Raw genomic sequence first — 19348 nt, forward strand, 5'->3', positions numbered from 1 at the left:
TCGGACGGCCTTTTCCGTCACGGCCGCCTCGGGGCCACGATCGCCTCTGGGCCGCGACCGCCTGACCCGGGGCCGCGCCCTGGCGGCGGACGTTGTCAGGCCGCCGCGGCCCGCGTGAACCAGCCGATGGTCCGTTCCAGCCCCTGACCCCAGGGCACGCGCGGCTGCCAGCCCAGGCGCTCTTGGGCCAGGCGGGTGTCGGGGCGGCGGCGGCCGGGGTCGTCGACGGGGCGGTCGACGAAGCGGATGCGGGAGGCGGAACCCGTCAGTTCCACGATCCGGCGGGCCAGCTCCAGCACGGTGATCTCGTCGCCGCCGCCGATGTTGACCGGCCCCGGCTCGTCCGAGGCGGCCAGGGCGAGGATGCCGTCGACGGTGTCGTCGACGTAGCACAGGGACCGGGTCTGGCTGCCGTCGCCCGCGACTGTCAGGGGCGCGCCGTCCAGGGCCTGCGCGATGAAGGTGGGCACGGCCCGGCCGTCGCCGGTGCGCATCCGGGGGCCGTAGGTGTTGAAGATGCGCACGATGGCGGTGTCGGTGGAGTGGACGCCGCGGTGCGCGGTGACCAGGGCCTCGGCGAAGCGCTTGGACTCGTCGTAGACGCTGCGCGGGCCGACCGGGTTGACATTGCCCCAGTAGGTCTCGCGCTGCGGGTGTTCGAGGGGGTCGCCGTAGACCTCGGAGGTGGAGGCGAGCAGGAAGCGGGCGCCGTCGGCACGGGCGCGTTCGAGGGCGTTGCGGGTGCCGGTGCTGCCGACGTCGAGGGTCTGCAGGGGCAGCCGCAGGTAGTCGGCGGGCGAGGCGGGACAGGCGAAGTGCAGGACCAGGTCGAAGCGGCCGGGCAGGCCGCGTACGGCGTCGGGGTCCGTGGCGTCGGCGCGAACGAAGCGGAAGCCGCGCCGTCGCTCCAGTTCGGCCACGTTGGCGTGGCTGCCGGTGGACAGGTCGTCCAGGCAGACGACGCCGGTGCCGGCGTCGAGCAGCCGTGCGCACAGGTGGGATCCGACGAAGCCGGCACCGCCGGTCACCAGGGCCCGGCGCCAGTCGCGTCCGCTCACGGGACTCTCCTCCCTCTCGCCCTCCCCGCGTTCACTCAGGTGTCGGCTTGAGTAACCCGGTGACGGAACGGCACACATCACCCCGTTCCGGTGGCCGAACATCTCGACCACGTGTGCGACGGCCGTGTATTCGACCCCGCTATACACCGCGTACATACGCCCTCTGTAAAGTCCCGCGCATGCCTTCCTTGACCAAGAAGACCAGGAAAAACGGGAGAACGGGGAGAACCGGAACGGGATTCCGCGCGATCACCGCACTGGCGGCCGCGGCCGGCCTGGCACTGGGCCTGAGCGGCTGCACCAAGGTCGACGCGACCAGCCCGAGCACCGCCCGGACCCAGGCCGCGGCGGGCGCCCCGGGCCGGTTCGGTTCGGTCGACTGCCGCCAGGCCAAGTGCATCGCACTGACCTTCGACGCCGGGCCGAGCGAGAACTCCGCGCGCCTGCTGGACATCCTGAAGGAGAAGAAGGTTCCCGCGACCTTCTTCCTGCTCGGGGCGCGGCACATCGACAAGTACCCCGAGCTGGTCAAGCGGATGGCGGCCGAGGGCCACGAGGTGGCCAGCCACACCTGGGACCACAAGATCCTCACCGAGATATCCGAGGCCCAGATACGCGAGGAACTGCGGCGCCCCAACGAGGCGATAGAGCGGCTGACGGGCCGCAGGCCCACGCTGATGCGCCCGCCGCAGGGCCGGACCAACGACACCGTCCAGAAGATCTCCGGGGAGATGGGCATGTCGGAGGTGCTGTGGAGCGTGACGGCGAAGGACTACACCACGACCGACTCCGACCTGATCGAGAAGCGCGTCCTGGACCAGGCCTCCCGCGACGGGATCATCCTGCTGCACGACATCTACGCCGGCACGGTGCCCGCCGTGCCCGGCATCATCGACGCGCTGAAGGAGCGGGGGTACGTGTTCGTCACCGTGCCTCAGCTGCTGGCGCCCGGCAAGCCGGTCCCGGGCAAGGTGTACCGCCCCTGACCTCCGGGAGGAACCGCCGGACGCGGCCCGCTGTGCGCGAGGCGGGCCGCGCCGCTGTCAGTCCGAGGGCGTGAGCGGGCGCCGGAAGCCCAGGGCCGGCCGGCCGCTGATCGTCAGCGCGCCCTCCTCGGTGAACCCGTTGCGGGCGAGCACGGTCCTGGACGCCTGGTTGTCGAGGGTGGTCCGCGCGGTGAGCACCCGCAGTCCGTACGTCCCGGCGGCCAGCCGGCACACCTCCCGCACGGCGGCCGTCGCGACACCCCGGCCGGCGGCGCGCTCCCCGATCCGGTAGCCCAGCTCGGCCGACCCGTCGGCGACGTCGACGAGGTTCACCCGGCCCAGCAGCGTGCCCTGTTCACCGAGGACCAGGTGGAAGTGGCAGACACCGGCGTCCTGTTCGGCGAGCAGCGCGCGGTGGCGGTCCGCGAAGTGCGTGAAGTACGCGTCCCCGCGGTCCGGGATGGAGCGGGCGAAGTAACTCCGGTTCTCCCGCTCGAAGGCCAGCACCGCCTCGGCGTGGTCGGGCCGCAGCCGCTCCAGGGTCACCATGAACGCAGCATACGGCCGGGCGGGTGCGGGCCGGAGGCGAAGCCGCCGTTTCGGGGCCCGCGCTGTCTACGATCGTGCCGTGGCCACCTTCCGCCTGGAACGCACACCGCCGCTGCCCGTCGACGAGGCCTGGCGGCGGCTCACCCGGTGGACCCGGCACGGCGGCGCGGTGCCGCTGACCCGCGTCACCGTCCTCACCGCCGGGCCCACCCGCGAGGGCACGCGTTTCGTCGCCCGCACCGAAGCGGGCCCCCTGCGCTTCGCCGACCCCATGGAGGTGACCGTCTGGCGCCCGCCCGCCGACGGCGGACCGGGCCTGTGCCGGCTGGAGAAACGGGGCCGTACGGTCCTGGGCCGGGCCGAGATCGAGGTACGGCCGGGCCCCGGTGGCCGCGCGTGCGTGCGGTGGCGGGAGGAGCTGCGGGTGCGCTTCCTGCCCGCCGCCTTCGACCCGCTCCTGCACCTCGTGGCGCGGGCGGTGTTCGGCCGCGCGATGGACAGACTGCTGCGGCAGCCGTGACGACGGGACGCGCCGGGCGGCGGCGGGCGACGCCCGGGCCCGGCGACGGGCGGCCGCGGGCCTCGGTCCTGCGGGCGGGCCCCCTTCGGTGCCGGGCAGCGCGGCGGTGCCACCAGGCGAGACCCGGGGTGCCTCGGCCCGGGAGCCGGCAACGGTTCGCCCGAGGCGGTACCCGGGGGTGCTGCGGCCCGGAAACCGGCAGCGGCTCGGCGGGCCTCAGTCCTGCGGGCGGCCCTCGCTCGGTGGCGGGTCGTCCGGCGGTTCCACCAGGCGGGACCAGGGCGTGCGTCCGGCGGTGGCCAGCAGGAGGCGTTCGCGGGGTGGTTCGGGGCCGACGGGACGCCAGACGAGGTCCGTGTCCGCGCTCGAGCCGGACCGGGGGCGCAGCGCCACGACGTCGTCGTGGGCGAGGAGCGCGTGGCGGAACAGGGTGTGGCTGCCCGTGTCCTCGACGAGGATCGCCGGATGCCAGCCGTGTTCCGCGAGCCGGGCGAGGACGGCGGACGCGTAGCCGGGCGCTCTGCGTGCGGGGAACCAGAGCAGCCGCTGGCCGGCCAGGTCGCTCCAGGTCAGTTCCGTGCGGACGGCGAGGGGGTGGTGGCGGCCGAGCACGACGCCCAGGGGTTCGTCCCCCACCGTCCGCAGCTCCAGGCCGGCCTCGTCGTCCACCGGTGCGCGCAGGACGCCGAAGGCCAGCGCTCCGCTGCGCAGCAGCTCGCCCTGGCGCCCGGAGTCGACCTGTTCGTAGACCGGGCGCAGCGGGCGGGCGGCCGTCACGATCCGTTCGGCACGGCGCAGCACGTCGTGCGGTACGCCGCGGCACACGCCGACCGTCGCGGTCACCGGCACGGCACGGGCGGCGGCGACCGCCGAACCCAGCGCGTGCTGCGCCTGGCGGACGCCGGTCAGCAGGAGCCGGCCCGCTTCGGTGAGTTCCATGCCCCGGGGCAGCCGCCGGAACAGCGGTGCGCCGACGCGCCGTTCGAGCAGCCGCAGCTGCTGGCTCAGGCTGGGCTGGGCGATCCGCAGCCGGCGGGCGGCCTCCGTGACGGTGCCCGCCTCGGCGACGGCGGCGAAGTAGCGCAGGTGGCGCAGCTCCAGGTCGGGGAACTCCAGCGGCGCAGCCATAGGTGCCAGCCTATAGGTGCCTCGGCGGCCGGTCCTGGTGCGCCCGGGCCCGCGTGCCCTTGAGTGGGGTCATGTACGTCATCGTGTTCCGATACCAGGCACCGCTGGAGACCATCGACTCCCTCAAGGAGGCCCACTACACCCATCCCGAGGGGGTGTTCGCGCAGGGCCTGGTCCGGCTGGCCGGGCCGCTGGAGCCCCGTACGGGCGGGGTGGTCCTGGCGGAGGGCCCGCAGGCGGCGGTGGAGGCCGCCGTCGCCGCGGACCCGTTCGTCACCAGTGGCGCCGCCACCGCGGAGATCCTCCGCTTCCACCCCACATGGCAGCCGGAGGAGAGCCCGACCTCACGCTGACCGGCCCTCGGAGGAGAGCCCGGCGTCGCGCTGACCGGCCTCCCGAGGAGAGCCCGGCGTCGCGCTGACGGGCCGTCGGGGGCAGCGGCACGCGGCCGGCGCCGGCGCGGCCGGGCGAGGGCGCGGGCGGTGCTGCCGGACGAGGGCGAAGGCGAGGCCGAGCGCCGCGTCGCGTGCCGGGCGGCGTGCCGGGAAGCGCCCGTACGTCCCCTGCTCCCGCCGGGGGGACGCCACCCCGCAGGCCGAACAGGCCGAACAGGCCGACGACCGTACGCCGCCCGAGGGGGCGCGCCGCCCCGCAGGCCGTGCAGGACGACGTCCCGTACGCCGGCGGGGACGCACCGCCCCGGCGGACGGGAAGGACGACTCCCGGGACCACGGCGAGGCGGCCGGCGCGGCACGCAGCCGGCGCCTGCGCGGCCCCGGCCGGCGGAACCGACCGTTCAGGCCACCGACCCGATCCGCTGGGCGGGCACCGGCGCCGGGTCGTGGTGGATCGGGGTGTGCGCGCCGGTCAGGGGGACGCCGCTGCCGCCGCGGCGGCCGGCGACGATCTCCGCGGCGATGGACAGGGCCGTCTCCTCCGGGGTGCGGGCGCCGAGGTCGAGGCCGATGGGCGACCTGAGCCGGGCCAGTTCCAGTTCGGTGACGCCGACGTCGCGCAGACGTGCGTTGCGGTCGAGGTGGGTGCGCCGGGAGCCCATGGCGCCGACGTACGCCACCGGCAGCCGCAGCGCGAGTTCGAGCAGGGGCACGTCGAACTTGGCGTCGTGGGTGAGGACGCACAGGACGGTGCGGCCGTCGACCTCGGTCTTCTCCAGGTACCGGTGCGGCCACTCGACGACGATCTCGTCGGCCTCCGGGAAGCGGGCCCGGGTGGCGAAGACCGGGCGGGCGTCGCAGACCGTCACCCGGTAGCCGAGGAACTTGCCCATCCGCACCAGCGCAGAGGCGAAGTCGATCGCGCCGAAGACGATCATGCGGGGCGCCGGCACGGACGACTCGACGAGGACGGTGAGCGGGGCGCCGCAGCGCGAGCCCTGCTCGCCGATCTCCAGGGTGCCGGTGCGGCCGGCGTCCAGGAAGGCGGCCGCCTCGGCGGCCACCTTGCGGTCCAGTTCGGGGTGGGCACCGAAGCCGCCCTCCCGGGAGCCGTCCGGGCGCACCAGCAGGGGCCGGCCGAGGAGTTCGGCCGGGCCGGTGACGATCCGCGCGACCGCCGCCGCCTCCCCACGGGCGGCGGCGGCCAGCGCGGTCGCGAACACCGGACGGGCCGGACCGTCGGCCCGTACCGGTGCGACCAGGATGTCGATGACGCCGCCGCAGGTCAGGCCCACGGCGAAGGCGTCCTCGTCGCTGTACCCGAAGCGCTCCAGGACGGTCTCGCCGTCCTCCAGGGCCTGCCGGCACAGTTCGTAGACCGCGCCCTCCACACAGCCGCCGGAGACCGAGCCGATCGCCGTGCCGTCGGTGTCCACCGCGAGGGCGGCGCCGGGCCGGCGCGGGGCGCTGCCGCCGACGGCCACCACGGTGGCGACGGCGAAGGTGCGGCCCTGCTCGACCCACCGGTTCAGTTCCTCGGCGATGTCCAGCATCTGTCGGTCTCCTTACAGCGGTCGTGTGAGGGGCGGGGCGGCTCGGTCAGTGGACGCCGAGCCAGCCCTCGATCGGGTTGAGGGCGAAGTACACGAGGAAGACGGCCGTCAGGGCCCACATGAAGGCCCCGATCTCCCGGGCCTTGCCCTGGGCGACCTTGATGATCGTGTACGAGACCACGCCGGCGGCGACACCGGGCGTGATGGAGTACGTGAACGGCATGATGACCACGGTCAGGAAGACCGGGATCGCGGTGGCGCGGTCGCCCCAGTCGACGTGCCGTGCGTTCATCATCATCATCGCGCCGATGACCACCAGGGCCGCGGAGGCGACCTCGGAGGGGACGATCGCGGTGATCGGGGTGAAGAAGAGGCAGGCGGCGAAGAACAGGCCGGTGATGACGGAGGAGAAGCCCGTGCGGGCCCCCTCCCCCACGCCGGTGGCGGACTCGACGAAGACGGACTGGCCGGAGCCGCCCGCGACACCGCCGATCACACCGCCGGCGCCGTCGATGAACAGGGCCTTGGACAGGCCGGGCATCCGGCCCTTGTCGTCGGCGAGGTTCGCCTCGGTGCCGACGCCGATGATGGTGGCCATCGCGTCGAAGAAGCCGGCCAGGACCAGCGTGAAGACGATCACGGTGATCGTCATGACGCCGACGTCCCCCCAGCCGCTGAAGGAGACGTGCCCGAAGAGCGAGAAGTCGGGCATCGACACGGGGCTGCCGTGGAGTTCGGGAGCGCCGTTCACCCACTGCTTGGCGTCGATGACACCGGCCGCGTTCAGGACCGCCGCGACGACGGTGCCGCCGACGATGCCGATGAGGATGGCGCCGGGCACGTTGCGGGCCTGGAGGGCGAAGATCAGCAGCAGGGTGGCGGCGAAGAGGAGCACCGGCCAGCCGGACAGCTCACCGCCGGGGCCGAGGACCACGGGACCGCCGCCGGGTGACGGGTTGCGGCCGACGAACCCGGCCTTGACGAGGCCGATGAAGGCGATGAACAGGCCGATGCCCATGGTGATGCCGTGCTTGAGCGGCAACGGGATGGCGTTCATGATCATCTCACGCAGGCCGGTGACGACCAGCAGCATGATCACGACGCCGTAGGCCACGCACATGCCCATGGCCTGCGGCCACGTCATGTTCGGCACGACCTGGGTGGAGATGACCCCGGACACGGACAGGCCGGCGGCGAGGGCGAGGGGCACCTTGCCGACGAAGCCCATGAGCAGGGTGGTGAACGCCGCGCCGAGCGCCGTCGCGGTGATCAGGGCCTTCTGGCCCAGGGTGTCCCCGGCGACGTCCTTGCCGGAGAGGATGACGGGGTTGAGCAGCAGGATGTACGCCATCGCCATGAAGGTCGTGACGCCGCCGCGCACCTCACGCGCGACCGTGGATCCCCGCCGGGATATGTGGAAGTACCGGTCGAGCCAGGACCGTCCCGCCGGGACGCGGCTGCCCGCGCCCGCGTCTTCGGCGGCGGTCCTCGGCTCCACTGACTGCTGGGTCATGGGGCCAACTCCCAAGGTTCATAGGGACACCCGTGAAAGCCCTTCCTGGGCACGGGATTTGGGAATGGACGGCCCGGGGGACGGCCCGAGACGAACCTCGTTGCTGGTGCTTCAAGGGCCGCGAGCGGAGCGGATCTCGAAGAGATGGGGGGAGTGCTCCGGGCGGCGCGGAAGGTGTGACGTTCCGGTGCGCCGCCCGGAGGGACGTGCCTACGCCTTGCCGGTGAGGTGCTCCGGCCGGACCGGCGTGCGGGGGAGTTCCAGCCCGGTCGCGTTCCGGATCGCCGCGAGGACGGCCGGGGTGGACGACAGGGTGGGGGCCTCGCCGATGCCGCGCAGCCCGTAGGGGGCGTGGTCGTCGGCGAGTTCGAGCACGTCGACCGGGATGGTCGGCGTGTCGAGGATGGTGGGGAGCAGGTAGTCCGTGAAGGAGGGGTTCCTGACCTTCGCCGTCTTCGGGTCGACGATGATCTCCTCCATGATGGCGATGCCCAGGCCCTGGGTGGTGCCGCCCTGGATCTGCCCGATGACGGAGAGCGGGTTGAGCGCCTTGCCGACGTCCTGCGCGCAGGCCAGTTCGACGACCTTCACCAGGCCGAGTTCGGTGTCGACCTCGACGACGGCGCGGTGCGCGGCGAAGGAGTACTGGACGTGGCCGTTGCCCTGTCCGGTGCGCAGGTCGAAGGGCTCGGTCGGCCGGTGCCGCCACTCCGCCTCGACCTCGACGGCCTCGTCCTCCAGGACGTCCACCAGGTCGGCGAGGACCTCGCCGCCGTCGGTGACGACCTTGCCGCCCTCCAGCAGGAGTTCGGCGGTGGCCCACGCGGGGTGGTAGGAGCCGAACTTGCGCCGGCCGATCTCCAGGACCTGCTCACGCACGAGTTCGCACGAGTTCTTGACGGCGCCGCCGGTGACGTACGTCTGCCGGGAGGCCGAGGTCGAACCCGCCGAACCGACCTGGGTGTCGGCCGGGTGGATGGTCACCTGGGTGACGCCCAGTTCGGTGCGGGCGATCTGCGCGTGCACGGTGACGCCGCCTTGGCCGACCTCCGCCATCGCCGTGTGCACGGTGGCGACCGGCTCACCGGCGACGACCTCCATGCGCACCTTGGCCGTGGAGTAGTCGTCGAAGCCCTCGGAGAAGCCGACGTTCTTGATGCCGACGGCGTACCCGACCCCGCGGACGACGCCCTCGCCGTGCGTGGTGTTGGACAGGCCGCCGGGCAGCTGCCGTACGTCCGAGCCCTCGCTGGACTCCCACTGGCGCTCGGGCGGCAGCGGCATCGCCTTGACGCGGCGCAGCAGTTCGGCGACGGGCGCCGGGGAGTCGACCGGCTGCCCGGTCGGCATGATCGTGCCCTGTTCCATGGCGTTGAGCCTGCGGAACTCCACCCGGTCCATGCCCACCTTGTCGGCGAGCTTGTCCATCTGCGCCTCGTAGGCGAAGCACGCCTGCACCGCGCCGAAGCCGCGCATGGCGCCGCAGGGCGGGTTGTTGGAGTAGAGGGCGATGGCCTCGATGTCCACGTCGTCGATGACGTACGGTCCCGCCGACAGCGAGGCGGCGTTGCCGACGACCGCCGGGGAGGCGGAGGCGTAGGCGCCGCCGTCCAGGACGATCCGGCACTTCATGTGGGTGAGCTTGCCGTCCTTGGTGGCGCCGTGCTCGTAGTGGAGCCGGGCCGGGTGGCGGTGCACGTGCCCGAAGAAGGACTCGAACCGGTTGTAGACGATCTTGACGGGCTTGCCGGTGCGCAGGGCCAGCAGGCAGGCGTGGATCTGCATCGACAGGTCCTCGCGCCCGCCGAAGGCGCCGCCGACGCCGGCCAGGGTCATCCTCACCTTGTCCTCGGGCAGGCCGAGGACGGGCGCGATCTGGCGCAGGTCGGAGTGGAGCCACTGGGTGGCGATGTAGAGGTGGACGCCGCCGTCCTCCTCGGGTACGGCCAGGCCGGACTCGGGGCCGAGGAAGGCCTGGTCCTGCATGCCGAAGTAGTAGTCGCCCTCGACGATGAAGTCGGCCCTCTTCGCGGCCTCGTCGGCGTTGCCGCGGACGATCGGCTGGCGGTGGACGATGTTGGGGTGCGGGACGTGCCCGGCGTGGTGGTCCTCGCGCCGCTCGTGGACGAGGATCGCGCCGGGCGCGGTGGCGGAGGCCTCGTCGGTGATGACGGGCAGCTCCCTGTAGTCCACCTTGATCTTGGCGGCGGCGCGGCGCGCGGTCTCCGGGTGGTCGGCGGCGACGATGGCGACCGGTTCGCCGTGGTGGCGCACCTTGCCGTGGGCGAGCACGGGGGTGTCCTGGATCTCCAGGCCGTAGTGCTTCACCTCGGCGGGCAGGTCGTCGTAGGTCATCACGGCGTACACGCCGGCCATGGCGAGGGCCTCGGAGGTGTCGATCGAGACGATCTCGGCGTGCGCGACGGTGGAGCGCAGGATCTGGCCCCAGAGCATGTCCTCGTGCCACATGTCGGACGAGTACGCGAACTCGCCGGTGACCTTGAGGGTGCCGTCGGGGCGGAGCGTGGACTCGCCGATGCCGCCCTTGGTCCGGTAGCCCTGGGTGATTTTGGTGGGAGCACCGTTGGCCGTGGTCATGCTCAGACCCCCTCGGACTGGCGGGCGGCCGCCAGGCGGACCGCGTCCATGATCTTCTCGTAGCCCGTGCAGCGGCACAGGTTGCCCGACAGCGCCTCGCGGATGTCCGCGTCGGTCGGGTTCGGGTTGCGTTCCAGCATCTCGTCGGCGGCGACCAGCAGGCCGGGCGTGCAGAAGCCGCACTGGACGGCGCCGGCGTCGATGAACGCCTGCTGGACGGGGGAGAGCCCGGTGCCCTCGCCGGTCTGCGAGTCGGTGCCCTCGGCCCGCCAGCGCTTGGCGCCGTCGAGCGTCGTGCCGTGGGCGGCGGAGCCGTCGGCCGAGCCGCAGGCGCCGCTCGCGCAGCCGCCCTCGGCGCGCTGCCTGGCGAAGTCGGCCAGGCCCTCGACGGTCACGACCTCGCGGCCCTCGGCCTGTCCGGCGGCGACCAGGCAGGAACACACCGGCACGCCGTCCAGGCGCACCGTGCACGAGCCGCACTCGCCCTGTTCGCAGGCGTTCTTCGAGCCGGGCAGGCCCATGCGCTCGCGCAGGACGTAGAGGAGGGACTCGCCCTCCCAGACGTCGTCGGCCTCCTGCGGACGTCCGTTGACGGTGAAGTTGACGCGCATCACGCAGCTCCCTCGGTGGTGCGGCGGGCGCCGCGGTACGACTCCCAGGTCCAGGTCAGCGTCCGGCGGGCCATCACACCGACCGCGTGGCGGCGGTAGCTCGCGGTGCCCCGGACGTCGTCGATCGGGTTGCAGGCGGCGGAGCACAGCTCGGCGAACTGCTTGGCGACCGACGGGGTGATGATCTTGCCGTTGTCCCAGAAGCCGCCCTCGTCGAGGGCCGCGTTCAGGAACTCCTCGGCCGCCCGGGCGCGGACCGGGGTGGGGGCGGCCGAACCGATGCCGGTGCGGACCGTGCGGGTCTCGGGGTGCAGTGCGAGACCGAAGGCGCACACCGCGATGACCATCGCGTTGCGGGTGCCGACCTTCGAGTACTGCTGCGGGCCGTCGGCCTTCTTGATGTGCACGGCGCGGATCAGCTCGTCCGGGGCGAGCGCGTTGCGCTTGACGCCGGTGTAGAACGCGTCGATCGGGATGCGGCGGGTGCCGCGCACCGATTCCGCCTCGACCTCGGCGCCCGCGGCGAGCAGGGCGGGGTGGGCGTCACCGGCGGGAGAGGCCGTGCCGAGGTTGCCGCCGACGCCGCCGCGGTTGCGGATCTGCGGGGAGGCGACCGTGTGCGAGGCGAGCGCCAGGCCGGGCAGCTCGGCACGGAGATGTTCCATGATCTTGGAGTACGGCACCGAGGCGCCCAGCCGCACGCTGTCCTCGCCGACCTCCCACTCGTAGAGGTCGCCGACGCGGTTGAGGTCGAGGAGGTACTCGGGCCGGCGGTGGTCGAAGTTGATCTCGACCATCACGTCGGTGCCACCCGCAATCGGCACAGCGGTGGGGTGCTCGGCCTTCGCGGCGAGCGCCTCCTCCCAGCTGGCGGGGCGAAGGAAGTCCATGACCGGCTCTCTTCTTCGTCTCGGAGGGTCGTACAGATTGAGCCAATCCGTGTGCGGCGGGCGAGGCTCGTTCATGTGCTGTTCACGTGGAGTGGAGTCAGTACACAACCGAGTACTCCGGCGGGGTCAGTCACCGAAACCATGAAGGGTTTGGCTGGCCGCGCCGTGCATCTTGTAGATTCGTATGAACGAAGGTCGTCACCCGCCTCTTCGCTTCCCCCGGGAAACAGAGGTCACGGCCCGGCAGGGCCCCGCCATCGGCGAAGTCGCCGGCCGGCCACGGGACCGGGCCCCTCGCCACAAGATTCATCATAGATTTCGAGACAAGAACGGCGGCGACGAGACATGCGGCTGCGCGCACTGCTGGACACCGATGCGCTGGGCCTGAAGCTGCTCGGCGGCGAGGACGAGCTGGACCGGACCGTCCGCGGGGTCATGACCACCGACCTGCGCGATCCGAGCCGCTACCTCTCCGGGGGCGAGCTGGTGCTGACCGGTCTGGCCTGGCGCCGGGACGCCGCCGACGCGGAGCCGTTCGTGCGGATCCTCGTGCAGGCGGGGGTCGCCGCGCTGGCCGCCGGCGAGGCCGAGCTGGGCGCGGTGCCCGAGGACCTGGTGGTGGCCTGCGCCCGGCACCGGCTGCCGCTGTTCGCGGTGCACGAGTCGGTGGCGTTCGCGACGATCACCGAGCACGTGGTGCGGCAGGTGTCCGGCGAGCGGGCCGGTGACCTGGCCGCCGTGGTGGACCGGCACCGCCGCATGATGACCTCCGGCCCGGCCGGCGGCGGCCCGGACGTGGTCCTGGACCTGCTCGGCTCCGACCTCGACCTGCGCGCCTGGCTGCTCTCCCCCACCGGGCGGCTGATCGCCGGCCCCAAGGCGGGCGGCCCGGTGCTGTCCGCCCCGGCCTGCGGGCGGCTGGCCGCCGAGCACCTGGCGGCGGGCCGGACCGCCCGGCGCGGCCCGCACCGGATCACCCTGGACGGCACGACGTACTCGCTCTTCCCCGTCCGCAGCGGCGCCCGCTCCCCGCGGGCCGGGCGCGACGTGCGCGAGACGGGGCTGTCGGACTGGCTGCTGGCCGTCGAGGCGGACGCGAGCGACTGGCCGGAGGAACGGCTCGACCTGCTCCAGGGGGTCACCCAGCTGATCGCCGTCGAGCGGGACCGGCGGGACGCGGCGCGCACGGTGCGCAGGCGGCTCGCGCAGGAGGTGCTGGAGCTGGTGCAGAGCGGCGCGCCGCCCGCCGAGATCGCCGCCCGGCTGCGGGTCGCGGCGCCGGTGCTGCTACCCGGCCTCGGCTCGGCCCCGCACTGGCAGGTGGTCGTGGCCCGCGTCGAGTGGGACGCCGGGCCGGCCGGCAGCGGCGCGGTCGCCCAGTCGCTCCTGGAGGAGATCCTCGCCGACCCGCAGAGCACCGGCACCGAGCCATCGGACCGGATAGCCGTCGCGCACTGGGGCGACGAGGCGATCGCCCTGGTGCCGCTCCCCGCGGTCTCCACCGAGCACGACGGCCCCGAGGGCGGCATCCTCGCCGACGCGCTGCTGCGCTCCGTGCACGACCCGCTGGCCGCCGGTCTGGACGGCGACGGGCGGCTCACCCTCGGCGTCAGCGCGGCCGTGCACTCGGCGGAGGGCCTGCGCGGGGCGCTGGAGGAGGCGCGGCACGCCCGGCGCGTCGCGGCGGCCCGCCCCGGCCGGGTCTGCGCCGCCGGCCACCAGGAGCTGGCCTCGCACGTGCTGCTGCTCCCCTTCGTCCCCGACGACGTGCGCCGCGCCTTCACCGCGCGGCTGCTGGACCCGCTGCGCGAGTACGACCGCCGGCACCGCGCGGAACTGATCCCGACCCTGGAGGCGTTCCTCGACTGCGACGGCTCCTGGACGCGCTGCGCGACCCGCCTCCACCTGCACGTCAACACGCTGCGCTACCGGGTCGGGCGGATCGAGCAGTTGACGGGACGCGACCTGTCGCGCCTGGAGGACAAGCTGGACTTCTTCCTGGCCCTGCGCATGAGCTGAGGTCAGCGGGGACGGAGGCGGCGCGGCGACGGGCCGTCCGCCGTCCCACGACTTTGTGAAATCCTTCACCCGCCCCCTTGGCCGGGCCGCCGGATCCGTGCTGAGATGCGGCCACCACTCAAGGCTCGAAGGCGTGCTCGGGGAGGGCAACGTGGCGCATACCGCCATGTCTGGTAACGGAACGACCGCTGGTGACGATCCACTCCAGACCGCGGTATGGCGGCTGCGCTCACGCGCGTGCTGGGCCGACGCGGCGGCACTGCTGCCGGCGGCCACCGCCGCCGCCGCGCTGCAGCGCACCGCCCTGCTGGTGGAACGCTGCCTGTACACCGAGGCGGGCTGGGAGGAGGCCGAGGACGCGCTGCGCACCGCGGAGGCGCTGGCCCACTCCGACGAGGAGCGCGGCGCGGCCGCTTGTGAACGCGGGTACTTGGCCTACTCGGCGACCCTGCACGGCGTACGGGACCGCGCCGACGAGGCGCGCTCGGCGCTGGGCCGCGCCGCGGCGCTGATCCCGCCGGGGGCGCCCGGGCGGGCCCTGCTGGACTTCCGGCGCGGACTGATCGCGGAGAACCTGACCCGTTCCGCGCAGGCCGCGCGCGCCGCCTACCGCCGCGCCCACGCGGGCGCCACCGCCCGCCCCGACCCGCTGCTGCTCTCCTTCACCTGGCGCCATCTGGCCGGACTCGCCCTGCGCGAGGGCGAGTTGGCGGAGGCGCGGCACGGCTTCGCCGAGTCCCTGCGCATCCGCGAGGAACTGGGCTACCTCGTCGGCACGGCCCCCGCGCTGGTGTCCCTGGCCGACACCGAGGAGGAACCGGAGGCCTCCCGCCTCCGCGAGGAGGCCCGCCGCCTGATCCGTCTCCTCGGCGGGGTCCCCACCTGGCTCACCCGCCAGCTGGCACCGCCGGGGGCGGCCACGGCGTGAAGGCGCCGAAGGAGCCGGGGGGCGTCCGCGTGCGGGCGGGGCGGGCGTCGGATGCGGGGCGTGCGGGACGGAGGGGCGGGGCGGGGCGTCAGGCCGTGGCGGTGAAGTGGGCGGCCAGCAGCGCGCCCACCGTTTCCGTGTCGCGGGCGATCAGCGCGTCCAGCAGTGCCGCGTGCTGCGCCGCCTCGGCCACCAGACCCGCGCGCGCGGCACGGCCGAGGACGCCCGTCAGCGGCCACTGGGCCCGCCGGTGCAGATCCTCGGCGACCCGCACCATCTGCTCGTTGCCACAGAGCGCCAGCATCGCGCCGTGGAAGGCGCGGTCGGCCTCGGCGTAGGCGGCCCGGCAGCCGGAGGACGCGGCCCGGACGGTGGCCTCGGCGAGCGGGCGCAGCGCGGCCCACCGCTCGGCGGGCACGGTGCGGGCCAGCCGCAGCAGCACGGGGACCTCGATCAGGGCCCGCACCTCGGCCAGTTCGGCCAGTTCCCGGGCGTCGCGTTCGACGACCCGGAAGCCGCGGTTGGGCACGACCTCGACGGCGTCCTCCAGCGTGAGCTGCTGCATGGCCTCGCGCACCGGGGTCGCGGAGACCCCGAGCCGTTCGCCGAGCGCGGGCGCGGAGTAGATCTCGCCCGGCCGCAGTTCACCCGTGACGAGCGCGGTGCGCAGGGCGTCGAGGACCTGGCCGCGCACGGAGGAGCGCCGTACCGGGGTGCGGGGATGCGGCTCGGGCCGTTCGCCGTGCGGGGGCTCGCCGCGGGTGGCGTCGTCGTCCGGCGGGATGTCCTGCTCCCGCCGTGTCCGCGGGCCGGGGCCCGCCGGCGCCGCGGCGTCCGCGTCCGTCTCCGGTCCCGAGGGGGCGGTCCGAGGGTCCCGGTCCCCGGGCCACCGCCGGCCGTCCCCGGCGAGCGCCGCGGGTGCGCCGGGCCCCGGCGGACCGGCCGGGCCGTCCTCCGGGCACGGTCGCGCGGACGTCGCGGGGCCGGGCTCCCGGCGGTCCGGCCGGGCACCCTCGGCCTCGCGGTCCGGGCGCGGCCCGGGGCCGCTTCCGGGGCGGACCTGCGGGGGCCGGGGCGGGAGCGGCTGCGCGGCGCGCGGCTCCTGGCGCCGCGGTTCCGCGGCGCGCGGCAGGCGGGGGGCGGCGGTCTCCGGCCGGGGCCGCGGCACGGGCCCGGCGGCCCCCTCGGCCGCGGCGGAGTCCTGCGCGCCCTGCTTCACGGTGCTCCTCCGGGCTTGGGGGTGCTTGGGGTCATTACGACGGGTTGCTGTCCGTCCGTCAAGCACCTTACGGCGCAACTGGCCACGGGTTCACATTCCGTGGACGTCGAGTAAGGTAAGGCTTACCTGAAAACGCACCTTCGGACGTGGATCGGCGGTTCGGCATGCCCCTGCTCGCTTCGGCCGTGGCGGACGCCTACGCCCGCCTCACCGAGGTCTTCCCCGGCCTCACGGTGACGGAGTCCCACCCGGCGGACGGGGTCCCGCCGGGCGGCGCCTGGGTACAGGCCGCCGCACTCGCCGAGGGCGGCCCCGGCCTGGAGGCGTTCCTGGCCTGGGACGAGGCGCAGGTCCTGCGCGACTACGGCACCCGGGCGCGCCCCGACGTCGTGGCGAGCTTCGGCCTGCACCGGTACGCCTGGCCGGCCTGCCTGCTGTTCACCGTCCCCTGGTTCCTGCACCGCCGCGTGCCGCGCCTGCCCGTGACGCACGTCTGGTACGACCGCGCCGCCGGCCGCATGACGGTGCGTCCCGTCTCCTTCGCCTGCCTGCCGGACGACCCGGCGGCCGCCCTGCCCGGCGCCCGCGTCGTGCCCGGCGAGGAGGCCCTGCGCGCCGAGGTGCGCGCGGCCGTCGCCGAACACCTCGACCCCGTCCTCACCGGCTTCGGTCCCCGCATGCGGCGGCGCGGCCGGGCCCTGTGGGGCATGGCGACCGACGAGGTGGTCGAGGGTCTGTGGTACGTCGCCCACCTGCTCGGCGAGCAGGAGCGGGCGCGGCACGAGCTGGAACTGCTGCTCCCCGGCGCCACCCGCCCCTACGTCGGCTCGGCGGCCTTCCGCGAACTGACCGGCCCGGACGGCGAGGCGCTGCCCACCCGCGACCGGGCGAGCTGCTGCATGTTCTACACCGTGCGCCCCGAGGACACCTGCGCCACCTGCCCGCGCACCTGCGACGCCGACCGGATCACCAAACTGACCGCCACGGCCGCCGCCTGACCTTCCGTCACCCCGCCGCCCCGGTCCGGCGGACCGCCGTACGTCCCGTAAGATCGTCCGCGAATGGGGCGCCCTCACGGGTGCGGCGGCGACAGGAAGTTCACAACTCCCTCACCCGTCGCGGGAACTTTCCGCGGAACCACTCGTACGGGTAGTCTTATTCGAACTCAACTCCCGCCCCTCATGCGGCAGTTCGAGCAGAACGCCGTCCGCGGGCATCCCCTTGCACCTCCTTGGCGGCCTCTTGCCCCGAAACCCTCTGAGGGCCGCTGGGATTGGGCCACTATGGCGGGCGTCACGCCCTATCCCCATGCAAGGGACCCCAGATGAGACTGACCGACATATCGCTGAACTGGTTGCTTCCGGGCGCCGTACTGCTCCTGGGCGTGCTGGCGGCGGTGGCGGTGCTCGCGCGCGGCAAGCGGTCCAACGGGAGCACGAGCACCGACGACTCGTGGGAGCGCAGCGAGGAGCGCCGCAGGCGCAAGGAGGCCGTCTACGGCACCGCCTCCTACATCCTGCTGTTCTGCTGTGCCGCGGTCGCCGCGGCGCTCTCCTTCCACGGCCTGGTCGGCTTCGGCGAGCAGAACCTCGGCCTGAACGACGGCTGGCAGTACCTGGTGCCGTTCGGCCTGGACGGCGCGGCCATGTTCTGCTCCGTGCTCGCGGTGCGCGAGGCCAGCCACGGTGACGCGGCCCTCGGCTCCCGGATACTGGTGTGGATGTTCGCCGCCGCAGCGGCCTGGTTCAACTGGGTGCACGCGCCCAGGGGTGTCGACCACGCGGGCGCTCCCCAGTTCTTCGCCGGCATGTCCCTGTCGGCCGCGGTCCTCTTCGACCGCGCCCTGAAGCAGACCCGCCGGGCCGCGCTGCGCGAGCAGGGCCTGGTGCCGCGTCCGCTGCCGCAGATCCGTATCGTGCGCTGGCTGCGGGCCCCCCGGGAGACCTACCGCGCCTGGTCGCTGATGCTCCTGGAGAACGTGCGCAGCCTGGACGAGGCCGTCGAGGAGGTCCGCGAGGACGCCCGGCAGAAGGAGGCGAACCGCCGTCTGCGGCGCGAGCACGACCGTGTGGAGCGCGCCCAGCTCAAGGCGATCAGCCGGGGCCACCGCGGCTTCGCCGGGCGCGGCGGCCGGCAGGGCGAGGCACAGGCCCTGGAGCGCGGCTCCTCGCAGGTCACCGCGGAGCCTGCCCTACCGGCGGAACCGCTGCCGGTACGCGCCCGTCCCTCGCTCCAGCCCGTCCGCAAGGGCACTGACGCCCTCACGGTCGACCTCACCGCCGAGGACGACACCCAGGCCCTGCCGCGCCTGGACTCGCTGGAGCGCAAGCTCAAGGATCTGGAGCAGCAGTTCGGCTAGGTCCTGTCGTCACATTCCCGTCGTCCGCCCGGAGGGCGGGCCTCGCGGCGTCAGGTGCGTGCTCTCGGCGTGCCGGGCCCTGACCCTCGTACTGGACGTACTCGGGTCTGGGCCCGGTGCGGCGAGAGTGCGTGCATGGCGTCGCGAGGCAGGCGGGAATTTGACGACAGGGCCTAGGCCGACAGCGCCCGCGGGCCGCGAGGCTCCGGGCGGGCGCGCGGCCGAGGGGAGGGCGGGGAAGGGAGACCTTCTCCGCCCTCCCCTCTTCTCACTCCCGCGGCCTCACGCCGCCTGCTGCGCGCCCAGTTCGAACCACACGGACTTGCCGACCTCGTGCGCGCACACGCCCCAGTCGTCCGCGAGCGACTCGATCAGGAACAGCCCCCTGCCGTTCGTGTCCTCGGCGGCGGCCGGGCCCCGCGGACGTGGTCCGCGGGCCACGAAGTCCCGTACCTCCACGCGCAGTCCGCTCGGTGAGACCGTGGCCGTCAGGATCGCGTCGTCGTCCGTGTGGACGAGGGCGTTGGTCACCAGCTCGCTGGTGAGCAGTTCGGCGACCTCCGACCGCTCCCCGGGTCCCCAGCGGTGCAGCAGCTCGCGCAGGGCCCGGCGCGCCTCGGGCACCGCCCGCAGATCCGCCCGGCCCAGCCGGCGTCTGAGCTGGGGCCCCGACGCCCTTGCCGCCGCCCCGTCGGCCTCTTCCTCCACCGTCCTCACCGAGGAGGCCCCTGTGGTCACGGGACCGCTCCCTCGCGTCTGACTCTTCATCTCCCCCGCCCGCGTGCCGATGTCGGTTCCCCTCCAGCTCGAACACGTTCACGGGGATCCATGCCCAGCGGGATCCGCGGCAGTCCTGCCGGATCTTCGGCGACCAAGGGTTCGGCCACGGCCCCACCGGCGCGCGAGGGACCGCCGCGCTGCCGGACGCCCGCGGGGGCCGGGGCGTCCGGGCCCTCCGGGGCCCCGGACGCGCCGCCGTCGGCGCCCTGGGTACGTCGCCGGCCGTACGGCGGACGTACCCA

General features: G+C 74.0%; 17 protein-coding genes. 7 read left to right on the plus strand and 10 right to left on the minus strand.

The features are described 5' to 3' along the window. Nucleotides 1–95 precede the first annotated feature (95 nt). Nucleotides 96–1058, minus strand: a complete 963-nt coding sequence (locus AC6I72_RS06365; RefSeq protein WP_497999884.1) for an NAD-dependent epimerase/dehydratase family protein — start codon at nucleotides 1056–1058, stop codon at nucleotides 96–98. Between the two features lie 179 nt (nucleotides 1059–1237). Between AC6I72_RS06365 and AC6I72_RS06370 the strand changes: the two genes are divergently transcribed. Next, nucleotides 1238–2044, plus strand: coding sequence for a polysaccharide deacetylase family protein (locus tag AC6I72_RS06370; protein ID WP_497999885.1), 807 nt, complete (start codon nucleotides 1238–1240; stop codon nucleotides 2042–2044). A gap of 57 nt (nucleotides 2045–2101) precedes the next feature. On the opposite strand, the gene AC6I72_RS06375 is transcribed toward AC6I72_RS06370, so the two are convergent. After that, nucleotides 2102–2593 (minus strand): GNAT family N-acetyltransferase, encoded by a 492-nt coding sequence (locus AC6I72_RS06375; RefSeq protein WP_497999886.1) that lies wholly within the window; start codon nucleotides 2591–2593, stop codon nucleotides 2102–2104. Between the two features lie 79 nt (nucleotides 2594–2672). Here AC6I72_RS06375 and AC6I72_RS06380 point away from each other — a divergent pair, with 79 nt between their 5' ends. Further along, on the plus strand, nucleotides 2673–3113 hold the full coding sequence (locus tag AC6I72_RS06380) for an SRPBCC family protein (protein ID WP_497999887.1): 441 nt from the start codon (nucleotides 2673–2675) through the stop codon (nucleotides 3111–3113). A 216-nt stretch (nucleotides 3114–3329) separates the two neighbouring features. Here AC6I72_RS06380 and AC6I72_RS06385 read toward each other — a convergent pair whose 3' ends face one another. After that, on the minus strand, nucleotides 3330–4241 hold the full coding sequence (locus AC6I72_RS06385; protein WP_497999888.1) for a LysR family transcriptional regulator: 912 nt from the start codon (nucleotides 4239–4241) through the stop codon (nucleotides 3330–3332). A 71-nt stretch (nucleotides 4242–4312) separates the two neighbouring features. Here AC6I72_RS06385 and AC6I72_RS06390 point away from each other — a divergent pair, with 71 nt between their 5' ends. Then, nucleotides 4313–4594: a YciI family protein gene (locus tag AC6I72_RS06390; protein WP_497999889.1), complete on the plus strand. Its 282-nt coding sequence runs from the start codon at nucleotides 4313–4315 to the stop codon at nucleotides 4592–4594. A gap of 443 nt (nucleotides 4595–5037) precedes the next feature. Here the strand turns inward: AC6I72_RS06390 and AC6I72_RS06395 are convergent, their stop codons facing one another. From AC6I72_RS06395 to AC6I72_RS06415, 5 genes are all read right to left on the minus strand, one after another. Next, the gene (locus tag AC6I72_RS06395; protein ID WP_497999890.1) at nucleotides 5038–6189 is read right to left on the minus strand and encodes an XdhC family protein; all 1152 of its coding nucleotides are present in this window, start codon (nucleotides 6187–6189) and stop codon (nucleotides 5038–5040) included. 46 nt (nucleotides 6190–6235) lie between these two features. Beyond that, on the minus strand, nucleotides 6236–7702 hold the full coding sequence (locus AC6I72_RS06400) for an NCS2 family permease (protein ID WP_497999891.1): 1467 nt from the start codon (nucleotides 7700–7702) through the stop codon (nucleotides 6236–6238). 210 nt (nucleotides 7703–7912) lie between these two features. Beyond that, on the minus strand, nucleotides 7913–10300 hold the full coding sequence (locus tag AC6I72_RS06405; protein WP_497999892.1) for a xanthine dehydrogenase family protein molybdopterin-binding subunit: 2388 nt from the start codon (nucleotides 10298–10300) through the stop codon (nucleotides 7913–7915). Nucleotides 10301–10302: 2 nt separating this feature from the next. Continuing rightward, nucleotides 10303–10911 (minus strand): (2Fe-2S)-binding protein, encoded by a 609-nt coding sequence (locus AC6I72_RS06410; protein ID WP_497999893.1) that lies wholly within the window; start codon nucleotides 10909–10911, stop codon nucleotides 10303–10305. Further along, nucleotides 10911–11801 carry an FAD binding domain-containing protein gene (locus AC6I72_RS06415; RefSeq protein WP_497999894.1) on the minus strand — a complete coding sequence of 297 codons (891 nt, stop codon included), beginning with the start codon at nucleotides 11799–11801 and terminating at the stop codon, nucleotides 10911–10913. Before AC6I72_RS06415 ends, AC6I72_RS06410 begins: the two co-directional genes overlap by 1 nt. 345 nt (nucleotides 11802–12146) lie before the next feature. Between AC6I72_RS06415 and AC6I72_RS06420 the strand changes: the two genes are divergently transcribed. Both AC6I72_RS06420 and AC6I72_RS06425 read left to right on the plus strand, forming a co-directional pair. Further along, nucleotides 12147–13820 carry a PucR family transcriptional regulator gene (locus AC6I72_RS06420; protein WP_497999895.1) on the plus strand — a complete coding sequence of 558 codons (1674 nt, stop codon included), beginning with the start codon at nucleotides 12147–12149 and terminating at the stop codon, nucleotides 13818–13820. A gap of 166 nt (nucleotides 13821–13986) precedes the next feature. Then, nucleotides 13987–14748, plus strand: coding sequence for a hypothetical protein (locus tag AC6I72_RS06425; RefSeq protein ID WP_497999896.1), 762 nt, complete (start codon nucleotides 13987–13989; stop codon nucleotides 14746–14748). Between the two features lie 88 nt (nucleotides 14749–14836). On the opposite strand, the gene AC6I72_RS06430 is transcribed toward AC6I72_RS06425, so the two are convergent. Next, the gene (locus AC6I72_RS06430; RefSeq protein ID WP_498004611.1) at nucleotides 14837–15532 is read right to left on the minus strand and encodes a GntR family transcriptional regulator; all 696 of its coding nucleotides are present in this window, start codon (nucleotides 15530–15532) and stop codon (nucleotides 14837–14839) included. Nucleotides 15533–16131: 599 nt separating this feature from the next. Here AC6I72_RS06430 and AC6I72_RS06435 point away from each other — a divergent pair. Continuing rightward, nucleotides 16132–16965 (plus strand): (2Fe-2S)-binding protein, encoded by an 834-nt coding sequence (locus AC6I72_RS06435; protein WP_497999897.1) that lies wholly within the window; start codon nucleotides 16132–16134, stop codon nucleotides 16963–16965. A gap of 326 nt (nucleotides 16966–17291) precedes the next feature. Then, nucleotides 17292–18326: a DUF2637 domain-containing protein gene (locus AC6I72_RS06440; protein ID WP_497999898.1), complete on the plus strand. Its 1035-nt coding sequence runs from the start codon at nucleotides 17292–17294 to the stop codon at nucleotides 18324–18326. Nucleotides 18327–18608: 282 nt separating this feature from the next. On the opposite strand, the gene AC6I72_RS06445 is transcribed toward AC6I72_RS06440, so the two are convergent. After that, nucleotides 18609–19064: an ATP-binding protein gene (locus AC6I72_RS06445; RefSeq protein WP_497999899.1), complete on the minus strand. Its 456-nt coding sequence runs from the start codon at nucleotides 19062–19064 to the stop codon at nucleotides 18609–18611. Nucleotides 19065–19348: the final 284 nt, after the last annotated feature.

It is taken from the genome of Streptomyces sp. Xyl84 (genome assembly GCF_059731885.1).

Coding starts and splice junctions, on each gene's coding strand:
- AC6I72_RS06370 (WP_497999885.1), top strand. CDS start 1,238: ATGCCTTCCTTGACCAAGAAGACCAGGAAAAACGGGAGAACGGGGAGA.
- AC6I72_RS06375 (WP_497999886.1), bottom strand. CDS start 2,593: ATGGTGACCCTGGAGCGGCTGCGGCCCGACCACGCCGAGGCGGTGCTG.
- AC6I72_RS06385 (WP_497999888.1), bottom strand. CDS start 4,241: ATGGCTGCGCCGCTGGAGTTCCCCGACCTGGAGCTGCGCCACCTGCGC.
- AC6I72_RS06390 (WP_497999889.1), top strand. CDS start 4,313: ATGTACGTCATCGTGTTCCGATACCAGGCACCGCTGGAGACCATCGAC.
- AC6I72_RS06395 (WP_497999890.1), bottom strand. CDS start 6,189: ATGCTGGACATCGCCGAGGAACTGAACCGGTGGGTCGAGCAGGGCCGC.
- AC6I72_RS06400 (WP_497999891.1), bottom strand. CDS start 7,702: ATGACCCAGCAGTCAGTGGAGCCGAGGACCGCCGCCGAAGACGCGGGC.
- AC6I72_RS06405 (WP_497999892.1), bottom strand. CDS start 10,300: ATGACCACGGCCAACGGTGCTCCCACCAAAATCACCCAGGGCTACCGG.
- AC6I72_RS06410 (WP_497999893.1), bottom strand. CDS start 10,911: ATGCGCGTCAACTTCACCGTCAACGGACGTCCGCAGGAGGCCGACGAC.
- AC6I72_RS06415 (WP_497999894.1), bottom strand. CDS start 11,801: ATGGACTTCCTTCGCCCCGCCAGCTGGGAGGAGGCGCTCGCCGCGAAG.
- AC6I72_RS06420 (WP_497999895.1), top strand. CDS start 12,147: ATGCGGCTGCGCGCACTGCTGGACACCGATGCGCTGGGCCTGAAGCTG.
- AC6I72_RS06425 (WP_497999896.1), top strand. CDS start 13,987: ATGTCTGGTAACGGAACGACCGCTGGTGACGATCCACTCCAGACCGCG.
- AC6I72_RS06435 (WP_497999897.1), top strand. CDS start 16,132: ATGCCCCTGCTCGCTTCGGCCGTGGCGGACGCCTACGCCCGCCTCACC.
- AC6I72_RS06440 (WP_497999898.1), top strand. CDS start 17,292: ATGAGACTGACCGACATATCGCTGAACTGGTTGCTTCCGGGCGCCGTA.